This window comes from Pseudomonas sp. B21-035 (assembly GCF_024748945.1).
In the GTDB taxonomy this organism is placed as follows: domain Bacteria; phylum Pseudomonadota; class Gammaproteobacteria; order Pseudomonadales; family Pseudomonadaceae; genus Aquipseudomonas.
On sequence record NZ_CP087179.1, the window covers coordinates 1,960,984 to 1,979,957 of the forward strand.

The 18,974-nt window shown below is 62.9% G+C and carries 16 protein-coding genes; 14 read left to right on the forward strand and 2 right to left on the reverse strand.

Going from position 1 to position 18,974, the window contains the following annotated elements; genetic code table 11:
• Positions 1 to 10: 10 nt before the first annotated feature.
• Genes LOY22_RS09000 through LOY22_RS09020 form a run of 5 tightly spaced genes read left to right on the forward strand, consistent with a single transcriptional unit; the run spans position 11 to position 5,579 of the window.
• Positions 11 to 1,663 (forward strand): AMP-binding protein, encoded by a 1,653-nt coding sequence (locus tag LOY22_RS09000; protein ID WP_258597137.1) that lies wholly within the window; start codon positions 11 to 13, stop codon positions 1,661 to 1,663.
• Positions 1,664 to 1,675: 12 nt separating this feature from the next.
• Positions 1,676 to 2,443, forward strand: coding sequence for an SDR family NAD(P)-dependent oxidoreductase (locus LOY22_RS09005; protein WP_258597139.1), 768 nt, complete (start codon positions 1,676 to 1,678; stop codon positions 2,441 to 2,443).
• Positions 2,444 to 2,461: 18 nt separating this feature from the next.
• The gene (locus LOY22_RS09010; protein WP_093385163.1) at positions 2,462 to 3,655 is read left to right on the forward strand and encodes an acetyl-CoA C-acyltransferase; all 1,194 of its coding nucleotides are present in this window, start codon (positions 2,462 to 2,464) and stop codon (positions 3,653 to 3,655) included.
• 8 nt (positions 3,656 to 3,663) lie between these two features.
• Positions 3,664 to 4,791, forward strand: a complete 1,128-nt coding sequence (locus LOY22_RS09015) for an acyl-CoA dehydrogenase (protein ID WP_093385159.1) — start codon at positions 3,664 to 3,666, stop codon at positions 4,789 to 4,791.
• 14 nt (positions 4,792 to 4,805) lie between these two features.
• Positions 4,806 to 5,579, forward strand: coding sequence for an enoyl-CoA hydratase (locus tag LOY22_RS09020; protein ID WP_010224326.1), 774 nt, complete (start codon positions 4,806 to 4,808; stop codon positions 5,577 to 5,579).
• 41 nt (positions 5,580 to 5,620) lie between these two features.
• Here the strand turns inward: LOY22_RS09020 and LOY22_RS09025 are convergent, their stop codons facing one another.
• Positions 5,621 to 10,132 (reverse strand): hypothetical protein, encoded by a 4,512-nt coding sequence (locus LOY22_RS09025; RefSeq protein ID WP_258597142.1) that lies wholly within the window; start codon positions 10,130 to 10,132, stop codon positions 5,621 to 5,623.
• A gap of 201 nt (positions 10,133 to 10,333) precedes the next feature.
• Here LOY22_RS09025 and LOY22_RS09030 point away from each other — a divergent pair, with 201 nt between their 5' ends.
• From LOY22_RS09030 to LOY22_RS09060, 7 genes are all read left to right on the forward strand, one after another.
• Positions 10,334 to 11,854 (forward strand): aldehyde dehydrogenase family protein, encoded by a 1,521-nt coding sequence (locus LOY22_RS09030; protein WP_093385145.1) that lies wholly within the window; start codon positions 10,334 to 10,336, stop codon positions 11,852 to 11,854.
• Between the two features lie 110 nt (positions 11,855 to 11,964).
• Entirely contained in the window at positions 11,965 to 12,036 is a 72-nt protein-coding gene (gene pqqA / locus LOY22_RS09035) for a pyrroloquinoline quinone precursor peptide PqqA (RefSeq protein ID WP_009394664.1), read from the forward strand.
• A gap of 124 nt (positions 12,037 to 12,160) precedes the next feature.
• The gene (ercA, locus tag LOY22_RS09040) at positions 12,161 to 13,324 is read left to right on the forward strand and encodes an alcohol dehydrogenase-like regulatory protein ErcA (RefSeq protein ID WP_045202081.1); all 1,164 of its coding nucleotides are present in this window, start codon (positions 12,161 to 12,163) and stop codon (positions 13,322 to 13,324) included.
• Positions 13,308 to 14,975 carry a hybrid sensor histidine kinase/response regulator gene (locus tag LOY22_RS09045; protein ID WP_258597144.1) on the forward strand — a complete coding sequence of 556 codons (1,668 nt, stop codon included), beginning with the start codon at positions 13,308 to 13,310 and terminating at the stop codon, positions 14,973 to 14,975. Before ercA ends, LOY22_RS09045 begins: the two co-directional genes overlap by 17 nt.
• Before the next feature lie 283 nt (positions 14,976 to 15,258).
• Positions 15,259 to 15,663 carry a TraR/DksA C4-type zinc finger protein gene (locus LOY22_RS09050; RefSeq protein WP_045202077.1) on the forward strand — a complete coding sequence of 135 codons (405 nt, stop codon included), beginning with the start codon at positions 15,259 to 15,261 and terminating at the stop codon, positions 15,661 to 15,663.
• Between the two features lie 543 nt (positions 15,664 to 16,206).
• Positions 16,207 to 17,427 carry a methyl-accepting chemotaxis protein gene (locus LOY22_RS09055; protein ID WP_408980947.1) on the forward strand — a complete coding sequence of 407 codons (1,221 nt, stop codon included), beginning with the start codon at positions 16,207 to 16,209 and terminating at the stop codon, positions 17,425 to 17,427.
• Positions 17,428 to 17,541: 114 nt separating this feature from the next.
• Entirely contained in the window at positions 17,542 to 17,757 is a 216-nt protein-coding gene (locus tag LOY22_RS09060; RefSeq protein ID WP_045202073.1) for a hypothetical protein, read from the forward strand.
• A 12-nt stretch (positions 17,758 to 17,769) separates the two neighbouring features.
• On the opposite strand, the gene LOY22_RS09065 is transcribed toward LOY22_RS09060, so the two are convergent.
• On the reverse strand, positions 17,770 to 17,979 hold the full coding sequence (locus tag LOY22_RS09065; RefSeq protein WP_045202071.1) for a hypothetical protein: 210 nt from the start codon (positions 17,977 to 17,979) through the stop codon (positions 17,770 to 17,772).
• A 319-nt stretch (positions 17,980 to 18,298) separates the two neighbouring features.
• On the opposite strand from LOY22_RS09065, the gene LOY22_RS09070 reads away from it, so the two are divergent.
• Entirely contained in the window at positions 18,299 to 18,769 is a 471-nt protein-coding gene (locus LOY22_RS09070; protein WP_045202070.1) for a hypothetical protein, read from the forward strand.
• Positions 18,766 to 18,972 (forward strand): hypothetical protein, encoded by a 207-nt coding sequence (locus tag LOY22_RS09075; protein ID WP_045202068.1) that lies wholly within the window; start codon positions 18,766 to 18,768, stop codon positions 18,970 to 18,972. The genes LOY22_RS09070 and LOY22_RS09075 overlap by 4 nt, the downstream gene beginning before the upstream one ends.
• Positions 18,973 to 18,974: the final 2 nt, after the last annotated feature.

Consider the following 18,974-nt stretch of genomic DNA (forward strand, 5'->3'; position numbering starts at 1 on the left):
GAGTCTGGCGATGCGTGATTACCGCGCCGCGGCGCAAGGGTTCGACTACCTGCACACCGCTGCGGCTGCCCTGCAAGGCAACCTTGAGGCACTCAATGCCTGCGTCGAGTGCTGCGACCGGCATGTCGGCGGCAATCGTATTGCCCTGAACTGGGAAGGCCGCGACGGCAGCAGCGCGCGCTACAGCTTCGAGCAACTGCAACAGTCTGCCGCGCGCCTGGCCAATGTGCTCAGGGCCCAGGGTGTGGGCGTCGGCGACCGGGTTGCGGGGTTGATGCCGCGTACGGCCGAGCTGCTGATCACGGTACTGGCCACCTGGCGCCTGGGGGCGGTTTATCAGCCGCTGTTTACCGCATTCGGGCCCAAGGCCATCGAGCACCGGCTGGAGCAGTCCGCAGCCAAGGTAGTCGTCACTGAACCGCATAATCGCAGCAAGCTCGACGACGTGCATGGCTGCCCGACGGTCATCTGCGTGGGTGCTGCGCCAGGCTCCGGCGATATCGACTTTCACAGCGCACTGGCGCTGGCCAGTGATCACTGCGAACCGGTGCTGCTGGGGGCCGAGGCACCGTTCCTGCTGATGTTCACCTCCGGCACCACCGGGCCGGCCAAGCCGCTGGAAGTGCCGCTGCGGGCCATCGTCGCCTTCCAGGGCTACATGCGCGATGCCATCGACCTGCGCCCTGAAGACAGCTTCTGGAACCTCGCCGATCCGGGCTGGGCCTACGGGCTTTATTACGCCGTGACCGGTCCGCTTGCCCTGGGCCATGCCACCACGTTTTTCGATGGGCCGTTCAGCGTCGAGAGCACCTGCCGGGTCATCAACAAGTACGCCATCAGCAACCTGGCCGGCTCGCCGACGGCCTACCGCCTGCTGATCGCCGCTGGTAGCGAGTTCAGCGCGCCGATCAAGGGCCGCCTGCGGGTGCTCAGCAGCGCCGGCGAGCCGCTTAATCCGCAGGTGATCCGCTGGTTTGCCGATGAGCTGGGCGTGACCATTCACGACCACTACGGGCAGACCGAACTGGGCATGGTCCTGTGCAACCACCACGGCCTGCAGCACCCGGTGCACCTGGGCTCTGCCGGCTTCGCCGTCCCCGGTCACCGCATCGTCGTGCTCGATGAACAACACAACGAACTGCCGGCCGGGCAGCCGGGCATTCTCGCTGTCGACCGCGAGCAGTCGCCGCTGTGCTGGTTTGCCGGCTACCAGGGTTTGCCGACCAAGGCGTTCGTCGGCAAGTACTACTTGAGCGGCGACACAGTCGAGCTCAACGACGACGGCAGCATCAGCTTTGTCGGCCGCAGCGATGACGTGATCACCACCTCCGGCTACCGGGTCGGCCCGTTCGATGTCGAGAGCGCGCTGATCGAACACCCGGCGGTGATCGAAGCCGCGGTGGTGGGCAAACCGGACCCGGAGCGGACCGAGCTGATCAAGGCATTCGTGGTGCTGGCCAAAGGCCAAGAGCCGAGCGAAGCACTGGCCGAGGCCCTCAAGCAGCACGTGCGTCAGCGCCTGTATGCCCACGCCTACCCACGGGAAATCGAATTTGTCAGCGAGCTGCCCAAGACGCCGAGCGGCAAGCTGCAACGTTTCATCCTGCGCAACCAGGAAATAGCCAAACAACAGGCCGCGCTGGCGTCGACCGCCAGCGCCTGAGGAACCAACATCATGCAGATTGCCAATAACAACTTCATCGTCAGCGGCGCCGCTTCCGGGCTGGGCGCTGCCACCGCGCAGATGCTCATCGAGGCCGGTGCCCAGGTCATGCTGGTCGACCTCAATGCCGAAGCGGTCGCCGCCAAAGCCCGCGAGCTGGGCGCCAGGGCGCACTTCGCGGTGGCCGACATCAGCCAGGAAGCCGCCGCCCAGGCTGCGATCGATGCGGCGGTTGCCGCCTTCGGCAAAATCCACGGGCTGATCAACTGCGCCGGTATCGTCGGCGCCGAGAAGGTCCTGGGCAAGAACGGCCCGCATGGCCTGGAAAGCTTCAGCCGGGTGATCAACGTCAACCTGATCGGCAGCTTCAACCTGCTGCGCCTGGCCGCTGCGGCCATGGCCGAAGGCGAGGCGGGCGCTGACGGCGAGCGCGGGGTAATCATCAACACTGCCTCGATTGCCGCCTATGACGGCCAGATCGGCCAGGCCGCCTATGCCGCCTCCAAGGGCGCGATTGCCAGCCTGACCTTGCCGGCGGCCCGTGAGCTGGCGCGCTTCGGCATCCGCGTGATGACCATCGCCCCGGGCATTTTCGAAACCCCGATGATGGCCGGCATGACCCAGGAAGTGCGCGACTCGCTGGCCGCCGGCGTGCCGTTCCCGCCACGCCTGGGGCGCCCGCAGGAGTACGCCGCGCTGGCCCGCCACATCATTGAAAACAGCATGCTCAACGGTGAGGTGATCCGTCTCGACGGCGCCTTGCGCATGGCCGCCAAGTAATTTCAGGAGCACTCAAACATGACCCTCGCCAATGATCCGATCGTAATTGTCAGCGCCGTGCGCACGCCCATGGGCGGCCTGCAGGGCGAGCTGAAAAGCCTTACCGCTCCGCAACTGGGTGCTGCCGCCATTCGCGCCGCCGTCGAGCGCGCAGGTGTTGCCCCCGACAGCGTCGAACAAGTGCTGTTCGGCTGCGTGCTGCCGGCAGGCCTGGGCCAGGCCCCGGCGCGCCAGGCGGCGTTGGGCGCCGGCCTGAACAAGGGCACCACCTGCACCACCCTCAACAAGATGTGCGGCTCGGGCATGCAGGCGGCAATCATGGCCCACGACCTGCTGCTGGCCGGCAGTGCCGAGGTGGTGGTGGCCGGCGGCATGGAGAGCATGTCCAACGCCCCTTACCTGCTGGACAAAGCCCGCAGCGGTTATCGCATGGGCCATGGCAAGATCATCGACCACATGTTCTTCGACGGTCTGGAAGACGCCTACGACAAGGGCCGGCTGATGGGCACCTTTGCCGAGGACTGCGCCGAAAGCAATGGCTTTACCCGCCAGCAGCAGGACGATTTCGCCATCGCCTCGCTGACCCGTGCCCAGCAAGCGATCAAGGACGGCAGCTTCGCCAGCGAGATCGTCCCGGTCGAAGTCACCGAGGGCAAGACTCAGCGCCTGATCAGCGACGACGAGCAGCCGCCCAAGGCCCGTCTGGACAAGATCCCGCAGCTCAAGCCGGCCTTTCGCGAAGGTGGCACGGTAACCGCGGCCAACTCAAGCTCCATCTCCGATGGCGCGGCGGCGCTGGTGCTGATGCGCCGCTCCCAGGCCGAGAAGCAAGGCTTGAAACCGCTGGCGGTGATCCATGGCCACGCGGCGTTCGCCGACACCCCGGCGCTGTTCCCCAGCGCCCCGATCGGCGCCATCGACAAGCTGATCAAACGCACCGGCTGGAACCTGGCCGAGGTCGATCTGTTCGAAATCAACGAAGCCTTTGCCGTGGTCACCCTGGCGGCGATGAAGCACCTGGACCTGCCCCACGACAAGGTCAACGTGCATGGCGGCGCCTGCGCCCTGGGCCACCCGATCGGCGCTTCCGGCGCGCGCATCCTGGTTACCTTGCTCGCAGCCCTGCGTCAGAAAGGCCTGCATCGCGGCATTGCCGCCATCTGCATTGGCGGCGGTGAAGCCACGGCCATGGCCGTCGAGTGTCTGTACTGAGGTGCACCATGCTAATCAATGACGAACAACAGCAAATCAGCGACGCGGTGCGTCAGTTCGCCCAGGAGCGCCTGCGCCCGTTTGCCGAGCAGTGGGACCGCGAGCACCGCTTCCCCAAAGAAGCCATCCAGGAGATGGCCGAACTGGGCCTGTTCGGCATGCTGGTGCCGGAGCAGTGGGGCGGTAGTGATACCGGCTATGTCGCCTACGCCATGGCCCTGGAAGAAATCGCCGCGGGCGACGGCGCCTGCTCGACGATCATGAGTGTGCACAACTCGGTGGGTTGCGTGCCGATTCTCAAGTTCGGCAGCGAGCAGCAGAAGCAGCAGTTCCTCACCCCGCTGGCCAGCGGCGCGATGCTCGGCGCCTTCGCCCTGACCGAGCCGCAAGCCGGCTCCGATGCCAGCAGCCTGAAGACCCGCGCCCGCCGCGATGGCGATCACTACGTGCTCAACGGCTGCAAGCAGTTCATCACCTCCGGGCAGAACGCCGGGGTGGTGATAGTGTTTGCGGTAACCGACCCCGGGGCCGGCAAGCGCGGCATCAGTGCCTTCATCGTGCCCACCGACTCGCCGGGTTACCAGGTGGCACGGGTCGAGGACAAACTCGGCCAGCACGCCTCCGACACCTGCCAGATCGTCTTTGAAAATCTGCGCGTGCCGGTGGCAAACCGCCTCGGCGAGGAGGGCGAAGGCTACAAGATCGCCCTGGCCAACCTTGAAGGCGGGCGTATCGGCATTGCCTCGCAGTCGGTGGGCATGGCCCGCGCCGCCTTCGAGGTAGCACGTGACTATGCGCGCGAGCGCGAAAGCTTCGGCAAGCCATTGATCGAACACCAGGCCGTGGCTTTTCGCCTGGCCGACATGGCCACCCGCGTTGCCGTGGCTCGGCAGATGGTGCTGCATGCCGCGGCGCTGCGCGATGCCGGGCGTCCGGCGCTGGTCGAAGCGTCGATGGCCAAGCTTTTCGCCTCGGAAATGGCCGAAAAGGTCTGTTCGGATGCCTTGCAGACCCTTGGCGGTTATGGCTATCTGAGCGACTTTCCGCTGGAGCGCATCTACCGCGATGTGCGGGTCTGCCAGATCTACGAAGGCACCAGCGATATTCAGCGCATGGTCATTGCGCGCAATCTTTGAAGGGAGCAGCTTGCATGTCATTTGAAACCATTCTGTTGGACATCCACGGCAAGGTCGGCCTGATCACCCTCAACCGACCGCAGGCGCTCAATGCCCTGAACGCGCAGATCGTCGGCGAGATCAACCAGGCCCTGGACCAGCTCGAAGCCGACCCGAACATCGGTTGCGTGGTGCTGACAGGCTCCGCCAAGGCCTTCGCCGCTGGCGCCGACATCAAGGAAATGGCCGACCTGCGCTACCCGCAGATCTACGTCGATGACCTGTTCAGCGACGCAGACCGCATTGCCAACCGGCGCAAGCCGATCATTGCCGCGGTGTCGGGTTTTGCCCTGGGCGGCGGCTGCGAGCTGGCGATGATGTGCGACTTCATCCTCGCCGCCGACAACGCCAAGTTCGGCCAGCCGGAAATCAATCTCGGTGTGCTGCCGGGCATGGGCGGTACCCAGCGCCTGACCCGCGCCGTGGGCAAGGCCAAGGCCATGGAGCTGTGCCTGAGTGGGCGTCTGATGGGCGCCGAGGAAGCCGAGCGTGCCGGACTGGTGGCGCGTGTGGTGCCGCAAGCCGAGCTGCTGGAAGAAGCGCTGAAGGTGGCGGCGACCATCGCCAGCAAGTCGATCCCGATGACCATGATGGTCAAGGAAAGCGTTAACCGCGCGTTCGAGGTCAACCTGGCCGAGGGCGTGCGCTTCGAGCGCCGGGTATTCCATGCAGCCTTCGCCACCGAAGACCAGAAGGAAGGCATGGCGGCGTTCATCGCCAAGCGTGAGGCGCAGTTCAAGGATCGCTGAGATTGATCGGGCGCTGTTGCCAGCGCCCGTTTTTTACTGCATCACTCCTTGAAGAACCATTGCCGGGCCGCCGCCAGGCTTATCGGCCCGCGGTGCACCAGCTTGTTGCTTTCGACGAACTGCCCGCGGTCATAGCGCTGACTGGCAAGCTTCAGGTGTGCGGCCTTGAAGTCGTCGATTGCGGTGTTTTCGGCCGCGTAGTGAAAGTGCGCATACCACAAGGGTTTGTTGGCGTGTAGCACCACGTATTCATCCAGGTAATCCTGAGCCCAGTCCCGGGTGCTGGCCAGCGGCTTGCGCCTGACCAGGCGCTTGAGTTTCACCTGGCCCTTGCCCAGCAGGTACTCCAGTTCGCGCATGCTCGGCGCTTGCGCCAGGGCCGCCTCTGTCCTCAGTTGCGCGCCGGTCTGCAACAGTTCATTGGCGACGTCATCCAGCAACTTGATCTGCAAGGCAGCATCGGTGTTGTCGGCGGCCTGATCGGTCTGGTTGCTTTGGGTCAGGGCGCGTTCGATGGCTTGACGCTGAGCGAGCAGTGACCGTTGTCGGCGTTCGGCGATCTCCTCAATCTCGACCGGCAGGTAGGTGCTTTTACCCTGGCGCTTGAGGCGCTGGATGTCTTGCCTGGCGAGTGCCGCAAGGCGCATGCCTTCCCTCAGCAAAGCGCTCAGCTCGGCGTCTGCGACCTGTGGCAGTAGCGCTTGTTCGACAGCCAAGGGCTCCCAGCTACCTGTCTGCGGGTCTTCTCGGTAGGACGCGCGGACGCTGTCATCCTGCGGGTTGTGAATGTCGACGATACCTTCACTGTTGCGCCGCTGTTGCCCCAGCAGCACGCCTTCATCGCGGGTTTCGATCAGCCCCGGCACTTGCCGGTGCAATTGACGCAGGCTGCTGCGCTCAAGCAGTGGCTGCGGGTATTCGGCAAGGTCGGCGCGGGTTTCCTTGAGCATCAGTGCCATGTCGGTTTCGAGCCTGGACACCAGGCTGTTGGCGGCTTGCTGCCCGGGCAGCAAACTCTTCAGGTTACCCAGCTGGCGCAGCGCGGTATCGAAGTGGCGCTGGATGTTGTCCAGCACCCGGGCATGAACTTCTATCTCCTCGCGGCTCAGTGCCAGCAAGTTCATGCGTTGCAGCATGCCCTGCTCGATATTGCGCCAACTGTGCTCGAGCCAGTAATCGCTTTCGCTGGAGTCTTCGTCTGTCTCCACCAGCCGCAAGCGATTACTCAGCACTTCGCTGCGCAGGGTGTACCAATACAGCCGCGATGCGGGGCGGATGGCTGGTTCGTCGAGGCTCAGTTCCATCACCTGGATTGTGGGTTGGCGAATGCTGGACAGCTTGTGCAGATGCTCGCGGGTGGCGGTAAGGGTTTGGTGATGGTCGATCAACTTGCCGATCAAGGGATCAACCTGGTCGAGCAGGCTGGTTTGCAATGAATGTTCGTGCGTACCTGCATCAGGCAAGGCGCCTTCGGCGTCTTTCACCGTCTGGACAAAGCGCTGGCGCAACGGTTTGTACAGTTTGCCCAGGGTCGCAATCACGGACAGTTCGCAACGCGCCCGTTCAAACAGGGCTTTTGCCCGCAGGGTTTTGTATTGATTGAGCGGGCGCTTTTCATTGCGCTCGTGCAGTGTCCGCAGGTGTTGTTCAAAGTCCTGTGACAGCGCTTCCATCTTGTCCAGGTAGCCTTGCAGGATGCGCGGGTCAGTGTCGTCGCTGATCTGCCGGGCAAAATTGTGCAGCCGCTGTTGGCTGGCCAGGGCGGCGCTTTGCTGGGTGCGTAATGTCTCATCCAGGTTGTCGATCGACTGCTGCAGGTCGGCAGACGTGAGGCGATTGCGCAGCGGCTGGCCACCGCGCAGGCGCAAACGCAGATCGAGCGTCCAGCGCCGGGCTTCGTCTCTTCTCAGCCATGGTCCGCTAACGATGCGAGGCTGCTTGACGCCGGCATCGTATTGCACGGGGTAGGCGTGAGTACCCTGGGCGAAGTACAGTTGCTCGTTGTGCAGGTAAAGGCCCTGCAGTGCGCCGTTGGCAATGGGGCTACCGAGCATGGAGGGTGCCAGCGGGCTGGCCAGGCGCTCAAGCTGGAGTTTTTGTTGCGTCGTCAGCTGGTGGTCGGGACGTGCCCAACTGAAGTTCAGTTCGGCCTGTGGCGCCGGCAGTACCTGGGTGCTGGGAACTCTGACCGGCTTTGGCCCATCGCCAGGGTGCGCCGGCGTCTCGGGTTTTATGCCCAGGCGGCGGGTGGCGTGCACGAAAAGGACCATGGCGATGTTGACCAGCAAGTCGGCGAACGCTTGGCGATGCTTGCCGGGGCTGGCCTTTTCATCGCTCTCGAGCAGGCGCTTGGCACTGTCGATGACCTGGATCATCCAGGCAACCTTGGCGACGCCACCCTCGAACAAGGGCAGTAAGGTGTTGAACATCAACCATCCCAGTTGCTTCCAGGCGTCCCAGCGCGACTGTGCGCTGCTGGTCGAGTGGCGCCTGGCCCGTTCGACCAGCTCCCGGGCGCTGGCCTGGTAGATCAGCTGGTGTACTTCGCCTTTGGCCAGGGCCATATCCAGACGGGCAGGTGCCGGTGTCTGCAGCCGTTCGAACTCGGCGCCGGGAACAAAGCGGTGGATATGCGGTTCGCGCAGGCCGCCATTGGCATAGATCGGGCGCGTATGTCCGGGCAGGCGCTCGAGCAGGTCATCCTGCAATGGGCCGCTGCAGGCAAAGGCATCGAACAGAGCAATCCGGTCGTGAAACTCCAGCAACGGTTCGCTATGCAATGGGCGATAAAGCACGCAGGGGCCCTGCCTGACGTCACTCGTTTCGATCAGCCAGGCATTGAGCAATGTATCGCCCGTAGCACCGGTTGAGCGCAACAGGGCCACGGGGCGTAGCACCCAAATGCCCGGCTCTGCCAGGCCAAACAGCGCATCCACCGCCTGGCACGCGGCCAGGCTCAGACGCTTGTCACGCAGATGCAGCTCCAGCGCCAGCAGCGGAAGCTGGGTTTTTAGCTGTGTGCAGAACAGCGTTTGCCTGGTTTGAAACTGCGCAGGTTCATCCAGAAGCTGCTGTTGCAAGGTCTGCGGATACATCGCACCCATATCCAGTTCACGTACCAGGGATCGAACATAGTGCTCGCTCATCCACTCCGGCAGTTGGGCACCGTTGACCAGGTGCACGCGCACGGTGCCTGCTGCCAGCACACCGAGGTTGTCGATGGCCAGCTGTGCAAGGGAAAAGCTGACGACCTTGATGGCGCCATCGGTGATCAGGCTGCCCTGCCCGGGGATGGCGCTGGCGATGACCTGGCGATTGCTGATCAACACGTCCTCGGCGTTAAAGCCTGTGCCGGGGTGATCCTGCGCGATCCTCGCGTCCAGGACCTTGCAGGCGAATGCTTCGGCGGTATCGATATCATCGCGCCAGGTTTTGCCGCCAGCAGTTTTGTGTGATTGGGCCTGATCGATCAACAAGGTGCTGTAGCGAATGGCCAGTTCACTGTCGAGCAGCCAGGTCGGCAGCACAAGCGCGATCTTGTTCTGGCGTTCCAGTTCCTCGGCCGTACACAGGTCCAGCATCGAGGTGGAGCGATCAAGGGTGGCATTGAGTGCTTGCGCTTGCTCATGGGTTCTTGAAGCCAGGGCGATGATTTCGATCAAACGCATTTGTTGCTTGAGAAATCCGCCTGCCTGAACTTCGAACGCCGAGGTGCTTGTCGGGGTGAATTGCGTGGGTGGCGCTGCGCTAAGCAACGATCGTGGCCAGCTTCTGGCGAGCATGTCGAGCAAGCCCTGGGGGGACTCGAAGGGCGCCAGCGCACCTACCAGGGTAAACAGGACCGTCACTTGAGGCTTTGGTGGGTCGGGGAAATCCTCGATCAGTAAAGCGCTGGACAGGTCGGCATCAATGACCTGGGCCGAGGTCAGGTCGACTGTCAGTTGCTGGACGCTGTAGCCCTGCAGGTTGGCGTAGCTGCTGCGTTGTTGCGCAGTTGGAAACGCGGTAACGACCCCGGCGCTCGCCGCTTGGTCGGCGCTCAGCGTGCCGGCGCTCAGGGCTATCTCGATAGCGTCTTTCATCAGCCTTTGCAGGTAGCCGGCATACCAGCCCCAGGGTGTTTCACCGCGCTCGTCACTCTGGCTCCAGAACTCGACCAGCGCCTGCAGGAAGGCTTCAAGGATCAACGGGCCACACTCGTTGATCAGCAGCTCTAGGGCGTGCAGGTCGACATCGAGCAGTGCGTCGTGGCCTTGTTGAGGATACCGGCTCAGACAATCTTCGTTGCTGTCCAGGTTCAAGGTACTGCCCAGGCAATAGCGCTCGATCAGCACTTGCGGCAACTGGCGGATATGCACCTGCGCGCCGTGCTGGCTGATCAGATAAAGCGTCAGCGGGTTGTGCTGCAGTGACAGCCCCCGCTGGTCCCAATGCTCAGGCAGAAGCTGCCCGGCCACTTCGAGCAGGGCGGGGCGCTTGACGAAACGCTTGGCTACCGCGCAGCTCAAGGTGGCCTGTTCGGCGATGGACTGATGGGGGGACGAGGCGGTCATCTGGCGAGGCTTCCAAAAAAGGGAGGCTCCATATGACCTGCGCACACGCATGAGCAGGCGGTATTCGGGTAGCACCCAGGCGTTACTACCAATTGACGAGACGGTACCTGCCAAGGGCCGATTCGCGCCTGCCGTGCGCCTGCTTACCATCGAGCCAGCTGCCTGTCATGCCGACAGGCCCGCACCGCACATGAGGTCCCGATGATCTACGCAGCCCCTGGCACCGCTGATGCCCTGATCAGCTTCAAGGCCGTTTACGGTAACTACATCGGCGGCGAATTCGTCGCGCCGCTGACCGGCCAGTACTTCAGCAACGGTTCGCCGGTCAATGGCCAGACGATTGCAGAGTTCCCGCGCTCGGGCGCGGCCGACATCGACCTGGCGCTGGACGCCGCCCATGGCGCCGCCGCTGCCTGGGGCCGCACCTCGGTGCAGGAACGTTCGCGCATCCTGTTGAAAATCGCCGATCGCATCGAGCAGCACCTCGAAGTGCTGGCCCTGAGTGAAACCTGGGACAACGGCAAGGCCATCCGCGAAACCCTGAATGCCGACGTGCCACTGGCCGCCGACCACTTCCGTTACTTCGCCGGCTGCATCCGCGCCCAGGAAGGCAGTGCCGCCGAGATCAACGAGCACACCGCGGCCTACCATTTTCATGAGCCGCTCGGGGTCGTCGGGCAGATCATTCCATGGAACTTCCCGCTGCTGATGGCCGCCTGGAAACTCGCCCCGGCCCTGGCCGCCGGCAACTGCGTGGTGCTCAAGCCGGCCGAGCAGACGCCGCTGTCGATTACCGTGTTCGCCGAACTGGTCGGTGACCTGCTGCCGGCAGGCGTGCTCAACATCGTTCATGGCTTGGGCCGCGAAGCCGGTGAAGCCCTGGCCACCAGCAAGCGTATCGCCAAGATTGCTTTCACCGGCTCCACCCCGGTCGGTTCGCACATCATGAAATGCGCCGCCGAGAACATCATTCCGTCGACCGTCGAGCTGGGCGGCAAGTCGCCGAACATCTTCTTCGAAGACATCATGCAGGCCGAGCCGGCCTTCATCGAGAAAGCCGCCGAAGGCCTGGTGCTGGCGTTTTTCAACCAGGGCGAAGTGTGCACCTGCCCATCGCGGGCGTTGATCCAGGAGTCGATCTACGAGCCGTTCATGGCCCAGGTCCTGAAAAAGATCAGCCAGATCAAGCGCGGCAACCCGCTGGACACCGAGACCATGGTCGGCGCCCAGGCATCCGAGCAGCAATACGACAAGATTCTCTCCTACCTGCAGATCGCCCGCGAAGAGGGCGCCCAGGTGCTGACCGGCGGTGACTGTGAGCGCCTGGGTGGCGACCTTGCCAGCGGCTATTACATCCAGCCGACCTTGCTTAAAGGCCACAACCAGATGCGCGTGTTCCAGGAAGAAATCTTCGGCCCGGTGGTCGGCGTGACCACCTTCAAGGACGAAGCCGAGGCACTGGCAATTGCCAACGACACCGAGTTCGGCCTGGGCGCCGGGGTCTGGACCCGCGACATCAACCGCGCCTACCGCATGGGCCGGGGCATCAAGGCCGGGCGCGTGTGGACCAACTGCTACCACCTGTACCCGGCCCACGCCGCGTTCGGTGGCTACAAGAAATCCGGGGTCGGCCGCGAGACCCACAAGATGATGCTCGACCATTACCAGCAGACCAAAAACCTGCTGGTCAGTTACGACGTCAACCCGCTGGGGTTCTTCTGAGGGCCCGGATAGGCTGAAAGAAACGCTTCCAAAGTAGCATTCGACCCGCACCGGCAACGGTGTATTAATAGGTGCACCGCAATCCTGTGGTGCCAGAAGAGGATGGACCTATGTGGAAAAAGCCTGCGTTCACTGATCTGCGTATCGGTTTTGAAGTGACCATGTACTTCGCCAATCGCTGATCCCTCTTGCGCCGGTCGCTGCTTGCAGCGGTCGGCGCTCCTGTTTCTGCCCGCCGATGGTCTGATTGCAATCGATGCGGGATGCTTTAGGCTGGCGCTATTACAACAAGAACAGAGGCGTCCCATGAGCCCGAAGCTGAGCCAGTTGCGCAAGTTCGTCTCCCCGGAAATCATCTTCGGCGCCGGTTGCCGGCATCATGTCGCCAACTACGCCAAGACCTTCGGCGCGCGCAAGGTCCTGCTGGTCAGTGACCCCGGCGTGATCGCCGCCGGCTGGGTCGGCGATATCGAAGCCAGCCTGCAGGGCCTGGGCATCGATTACTGCCTGTACACCGAGGTATCCCCCAACCCGCGGGTTGAAGAGGTAATGGCCGGCGCCGAGCGCTACCGCAGCGAACAGTGCGACGTGATCGTCGCCGTCGGTGGCGGCAGCCCGATGGATTGCGCCAAGGGCATCGGCATCGTGGTTGCCCATGGCCGGCACATTCTCGAGTTCGAAGGGGTCGACACCATTCGCGTGCCAAGCCCGCCGCTGATCCTGATCCCGACCACCGCCGGTACCTCCGCCGACGTTTCCCAGTTCGTGATCATCTCCAACCAGCAGGAACGCATGAAGTTTTCCATCGTCAGCAAAGCGGTGGTGCCGGATGTGTCGTTGATCGATCCTGAGACCACCCTGAGCATGGACCCGTTCCTCTCCGCCTGTACCGGCATCGATGCCCTGGTGCATGCCATTGAGGCGTTCGTCTCGACCGGTCACGGGCCGCTGACCGACCCCCATGCGCTGGAGGCCATGCGCCTGATCGACGGCAACCTGGTACAGATGATCGCCAACCCCGACGACATCGCCCTGCGCGAGAAGATCATGCTCGGCAGCATGCAGGCGGGGCTGGCGTTCTCTAACGCGATTCTCGGTGCCGTGCATGCCATGTCCCACAGCCTGGGCGGCTTTCTCGACTTGCCCCATGGGCTGTGCAATGCGGTGCTGGTCGAGCATGTGGTGGCGTTCAACTACAGCGCCGCGCCAGAGCGGTTCAAGGTGATTGCGCAAACCCTGGGCATCGATTGCCGGGGCCTGAGCCACAAGCAGATCAGCCAGCGTCTGGTCGAGCACCTGATCGCCCTCAAGCGCGCCGTGGGCTTTCATGAAACTCTCGGCCTGCATGGCGTTGGCCTCAGTGATATTCCATTCCTGTCCCAGCACGCCATGGATGACCCGTGCATCCTCACCAACCCGCGCAGCTCCAGCCAGCGCGACGTCGAGGTGGTGTATGGCGAGGCCCTTTGAACCGGCGGGCGATGCCCTGGCCGGTTTGCTGGGGCTGAGCAACCACACCGTACGCAAGAGTCATTACCCGGAACTGGCGGTGCGCCTGGAAGAGCTGGAAGCCGAGCGCAATCGCTACAAGTGGCTGTTCGAGCACGCCGTGCACGGTATCTTCCAGGCCAGCCTCGAAGATGGCATGCGCGCCGCCAACCCGGCGCTGGCGCGCATGCTCGGGTATGTCGACGCCCAGGCCCTGGTGCTGTCGCGCAACGACCTGGCCAGCCATCTGTTCGCCGGCGGCCAGGATGAACTGCTGGCCATCGCCCAGGTACTGCAGCGCGAGCAGGCGCTGATCGGCTACGAGACCCAGCTACGCCGGCGAGATGGCAGCCATATCGACGTGCTGATGAACCTGCTGCTGCGGCCCGACGAAGAGGGCGTGGTCGAAGGCTTTGTCGCCGACATCACCGAACGCAAGCAGGCCCAGGCGCGCCTGCAGCAACTTAACGACCAGCTCGAGCAGCGGGTCGCCGAGCGCACCAATGAGCTGATCGAGGCGCGCGACGCCGCTCAGGCGGCCAATCGCAGCAAGGACAAGTACCTGGCGGCGGCCAGCCACGACCTACTGCAACCGCTCAATGCCGCCCGGCTGCTGATCTCGACCTTGCGCGAGCGATCGCTAGCGAAGAGTGAACAGCAACTGGTCGAGCGTGCCCACCAGGCCCTTGAAGGCGCGGAGGACCTGCTCACCGACCTGCTGGATATCTCGCGGTTGGACCAGGCGGCGATCAAGCCCGACCTCGAGCTGTACCGCCTGGATGAAGTGCTGGCGCCGCTGGCCTCGGAGTTCCAGCCCGTGGCCGAAGCCGCCGGGCTCAGCCTGCGCCTGCGCAGCGCGCGCCTGGCGGTACGCACCGACCTGCGCCTGCTCACACGGATCCTGCGCAACTTCCTCAGCAATGCCTGCCGCTACACCGAGCACGGAAGCATTCTGCTCGGCGCGCGGCGCCGGGGCGAGTACCTGCGTCTGGAAGTCTGGGACAGCGGCCGTGGCATTGCCGCCGATCGATTGCAGTCGATCTTTCTTGAATTCAACCAGCTGGATGTTGGCCGCGCCGCTGATCGCAAAGGCGTCGGGCTGGGGCTGGCGATTGTCGAGCGGATCGCGCGCATTCTTGATTACCCGGTGCAGGTCCGCTCATGGCCGGGACGCGGCTCGGTGTTCAGCATCGATGTGCCATTGTCGAGTGAGCAGCCCAGTGAGTTGCCGCCATCGACGCTGGTGCTGCCCAGTGTTGGCGACCCATTGCCAGGGCGCCGGCTTTTGGTTCTGGACAATGAACTGAGCATCCAGCAAAGCATGGCCGCGCTGCTGCAGCAATGGGGCTGCGAGGTGCTTACCGCCAGCGACTATGCCAGCGCCCTGGTGGTGCTCGACGGCCGGGCGCCGGAGCTGATCCTGGCAGATTTCCATCTGGACCACGGCGTAACCGGTTGCGAGGTGGTGCGCGATTTGCGTCGCCATTTCGCCTGCAGCATCTTTGCCGTGATGATCACCGCTGACCGCAGCGACCAGAGCCGCCGGGCCATGCAGCGCCTGGGCGCACCCTTGCTGAACAAGCCGGTGAAGCCTGGCAAGTTGCGCGCGGTGTTGAGCCAGTTGCTCGGTTGAGGGGATCTTTGTTACAAGGTTTTTGTCGGAGAATGACCGTTTGTCCCCGGGAAAGCGCCTGCGCCGCGGTTTTTTTGTTATAAACCAGCGCCGGGGGAGGGCCTGCAGGGCCTTTTCGGTCATTTGCACCGTCATTTCTGTTGCCCAGTGTGGATCTCGGCCTTAGACTGCCGCCCCCTGTAAATTGAGTGCCGGATGGTGCTTGAAGAATTCCGCTGCTGGCGAGCTGTTCGCCAGGAGCACCCGATTCGCCTTAATGCACGTATTTTTTATAGAGAAATCAATGACAAAGGAAAAGTTGCTGGCCATGCCGGCCGATGACTACATGAACGCTGAGCAACTGGCTTTTTTCACCTCGCTGCTGCAGCAGATGAAGGTCGAAATCCATGAGCGCATCGAGCAAAGCCGTGTAACCATCGAAAGCCTGGACACGCCTGCCGATCCTGCCGATGCCGCCTCGGTCGAAGAAGAGCGCCATTGGTTGGTCAATACCATCGACCGTGACCAGCGCCTGCTGCCGCAGCTGGAAATGGCCCTGGGCCGCATTGCTGACGAGAGCTTCGGCTGGTGCGACGACAGCGGTGAGCCGATCGGCCTCAAGCGCCTGCTGATCAGCCCGACCACCAAGTACTGCATCGAAGCTCAAGAGCGTCACGAGCAGATCGACAAGCACCAGCGCCAGGCCTGACCCGCGCAGGTGTCACCGCAAACCCCCGCAGAGCGATCTTCGGGGGTTTTGCTTTTCTTGCCCTGTATCAAGGGCACCGGTCTTACACCCAAGGAAGCATGGCTAATGGCCTAATAGTGGCGTTTAATGGCCGCACAACAAGACGTGCTGCGATGGAGCCAAAACATGATGCGAGAAGGATCTCTGCCTGGCGCCGTGGTTGAAGGGCAAGCTGCGCCGTTCGCCGTTGCGCCGTGGTCAGATACGGTTTTGCAAAGCCTGGTGCTGGCAGGGTTGCTGGCAGCTATGGCGTTTGCCGGGCTTTCGTTCTATATCGGCCTGCCGCTGGCCTTGCTGGCGCTGTGGCTACCGCGCTTGCGCAAGGCGACGATTGTCGTGCAGCAAACCCGCGAGCCGCTGGCCGAGCTGACCCGCGACCTGGCCCGAACCACCAGCGACAATGCACTGTCGGCGGCCGGAGTGGCGTTCTCGGTGCAACAGTTGGCCGGCAAGCTGCAATCGCAACTGGATGCCGCTGCGCAGATTGTCAGCAGCGCCGAAGTGATGATTGGCACCGAGAAGGCCACCTCGCAGTTGAGCCAACAGGCCCTGGTCGCTGCCCGCAGTGCTCACGAAAGCAGCGCCGCCGGGCGCACGGTGCTGGCCGAGTCGATCCAGCGCATGCATCACCTGAGCGAGCGGGCTACCGCCAGCCGTGAACTGATCGAGGCGCTGCACCAGCGCAGCGAGGACATTGCCCGGGTTACCCTGGTCATCCAGACCATCGCCAGCCAGACCAATCTGCTGGCCCTCAACGCTGCTATCGAAGCCGCCCGGGCGGGTGACCATGGGCGTGGCTTTGCCGTGGTCGCCGACGAGGTCCGCGGCCTGGCCGGGCGCACCGCCAGCGCTACCGAAGAGGTCGGGCAGATGGTCGCCGATATCCAGCAGCGTACGGCGCAGGTGGTCGAGCAGATTCGCGAACTGTCCGATGACCTGCACAGCGGGGTCGACCAGGTCGAACACACCGGCGAGCAACTGGACAGCATTGCCGGGCTGGCTGCCGGGGTCAAGCAGCAGATCGGCGAGATCGCCGAGGGCACCGAGACCAACCGCCTGCAACTGGACAGCCTGTTCGAGGCCGTGGAGCGCATGCGCAGCGACCTGCAGGTCAGCGACCAGCAAACCCAGCGCCTGGCCCAGGCCGCAGTGCAGCTGGAAGGGCAGGCTGAAAGCATCAGCGAGCGTCTTGCCGAAGTGGGCCTGGATGAATATCACCAGCGTGTTTACGACCTCGCCCGCCAAGGCGCGCAGCGAATTGGCGAACAGTTCGAGAACGATATTGCCCAAGGGCGCATCAGTCTCGAGGACTTGTTCGACCGCCACTACCAGCAAATCCCCGGCACGTCGCCGGCCCGTTTTCGCACCCGCTTTGATCACTATACCGACCAGGTCCTGCCGGCAATCCAGGAGCCGTTGCTCAAGCTGCATGAGGGCCTGGTGTTTGCTATCGCCTGTACCCAGCAGGGCTATGTGCCCACCCACAACACTGCCTTCAATCAGCCGTTGACCGGCGACCCGGCCCTGGATACCGCGCACAATCGCAGCAAGCGCAAGTTCGACGACCGTACCGGCATTCGCTGCGGCAGCCATCAACAGCCGGTGTTGTTGCAAACCTATACCCGCGATACCGGTGAACTGATGCACGACCTGTCGGTACCGATCCTGGTGCAGGGCAGGCATTGGGGAGGCTTGCGTCTGGGCTACCGGCCGCAGCAGGGTTGAGCGGTTTTGTTACCTGCAATGTAAAACAGCTATGCCGGGGATAGCTTTTTCCCTGAGCGCCCAGGTCTTATCATACGCATATCGTTAGGTTGCTAATAAATTCCGGAGGGAATGATGAATAGCCAAGTCGATGTTGCAGTGATGATTGGCAGCGGCGTACCTGCGTCGCTACAGGCGCTGGGCAAGCGCGTGTGCTGGGTGGTGCTGGTCAACGGTGAACGACGAGGCACGGCTTTCGCCAGCCGCAATGAAGCCCAGGAATGCCAGGCGGCCTGGCTGCAGCAGTTGCACGGGGATGACCGGCCCGCCGTTGCGCGTCAGGCCGGTTGAGCCAGGCGCCGGTCAGTTTTCCAGGTGACGGGCCAGGGCACAGGCTTCGGTATGCTCGCGGCGAAAGCCCCTGACGCGTCCGGTGGCCTGTTCGGTGATGTGAAAGAAGCCGATGCCGGCCGGTACTACCACGAAGCGCGGGGTGCTGTTGTGTGAGTGAACAGCATATTCTCTGTAGGAAACGCCTTTAGGCTCTCGACGGAATTCGGTGTTTTCGTGCATATTCGCTTCCCTGTGTTCTGTGGATGATTTCCAGGAGCCCGTCCTGCTAAAGGGCTTGCTCTCATCTATCGCACTTTTGTTGCGGTAGTGCTGTCAGAAAAAGCGTCTCCGTTTAAGGAAATCTGCTGAAAATCTGCAAACTGACTAAAGCTTGCAGTAATGGGTAAACATTCCTGCGGGTTGCTTTGCCAGTCTGCACAGACTTTTCATGCACAAATCCACTAGTCTTTCAGACTTCGAATTGAAGTACCGTTGCCTTGCGGCTGCCTCACAGCCTGCGGGGGGAGCGGCGTGTAATCGGTTTTTGAGGAATTCTTCTTTGGCAGTCAGCAATCTTGATACACATGCCCTGTTCGTTTTGGGCGACCTCAGGGCGAAACTGGTCAAACAGTTTCAATCGCGTTTTGTTTACGTCACCGAACAAAACGCGGAAGGTCTGTACATGGCCGAGATCGATACTGAAACCGCATTGGTGGTGGATGACAAGCAGCGTCTGGAGCTCAAGGTTGGCGATCATTTTCGCGCCGCAGTGTTGCCCAGCCGCGAAGGTGGCAAGCTGGAAATCCGTTTTCGCGAAATCAAACTGACGGTGTATGGCCTGGGTGACTATGCCTTTGTCTCGGTGCCTGAAGGCGAAGGTATTGTCTTCAAGGAAGGCCAGGGCGTGGTGTTGGTATTCGCCGCCCACGAGCAGTTGCAGGAAGGCTTGAGCAAGACCCTCAAGGCCGTGACCCGCAAGGTTGCCAAATGGCAGAAGGGTGAGCTGACCACTTTCAAGGCCAGCGAGTGAGCGCATCCGCCGAGCGCACCAGCCGCGCCGACTTTCATGCCCGGCACCAGGCCCAGGCCCGTGCCCTGGCCGAACAGTGGCTGTCGCAGCGCCCGCAGTTGCAAGGCGCCTGGTTTGCCTGGGTCGCCACTCAGCTCTACCAGTTGAGCCCGCCCGAGTACGCCGCCATGGTCCGCCGCGAGCTGCAGCAGCTCAGCGGCTGAGT

Bases quoted from the DNA above. Each gene is read 5' to 3' on its own strand.
- LOY22_RS09020 (WP_010224326.1), top strand. From the start codon at position 4,806: ATGTCATTTGAAACCATTCTGTTGGACATCCACGGCAAGGTCGGCCTG.
- LOY22_RS09005 (WP_258597139.1), top strand. From the start codon at position 1,676: ATGCAGATTGCCAATAACAACTTCATCGTCAGCGGCGCCGCTTCCGGG.
- LOY22_RS09060 (WP_045202073.1), top strand. From the start codon at position 17,542: ATGAATAGCCAAGTCGATGTTGCAGTGATGATTGGCAGCGGCGTACCT.
- LOY22_RS09025 (WP_258597142.1), bottom strand. From the start codon at position 10,132: ATGACCGCCTCGTCCCCCCATCAGTCCATCGCCGAACAGGCCACCTTG.
- LOY22_RS09050 (WP_045202077.1), top strand. From the start codon at position 15,259: ATGACAAAGGAAAAGTTGCTGGCCATGCCGGCCGATGACTACATGAAC.
- LOY22_RS09055 (WP_408980947.1), top strand. From the start codon at position 16,207: ATGATTGGCACCGAGAAGGCCACCTCGCAGTTGAGCCAACAGGCCCTG.
- LOY22_RS09045 (WP_258597144.1), top strand. From the start codon at position 13,308: ATGGCGAGGCCCTTTGAACCGGCGGGCGATGCCCTGGCCGGTTTGCTG.
- LOY22_RS09030 (WP_093385145.1), top strand. From the start codon at position 10,334: ATGATCTACGCAGCCCCTGGCACCGCTGATGCCCTGATCAGCTTCAAG.
- LOY22_RS09010 (WP_093385163.1), top strand. From the start codon at position 2,462: ATGACCCTCGCCAATGATCCGATCGTAATTGTCAGCGCCGTGCGCACG.
- LOY22_RS09065 (WP_045202071.1), bottom strand. From the start codon at position 17,979: ATGCACGAAAACACCGAATTCCGTCGAGAGCCTAAAGGCGTTTCCTAC.
- LOY22_RS09000 (WP_258597137.1), top strand. From the start codon at position 11: ATGCGTGATTACCGCGCCGCGGCGCAAGGGTTCGACTACCTGCACACC.
- LOY22_RS09015 (WP_093385159.1), top strand. From the start codon at position 3,664: ATGCTAATCAATGACGAACAACAGCAAATCAGCGACGCGGTGCGTCAG.
- ercA (WP_045202081.1), top strand. From the start codon at position 12,161: ATGAGCCCGAAGCTGAGCCAGTTGCGCAAGTTCGTCTCCCCGGAAATC.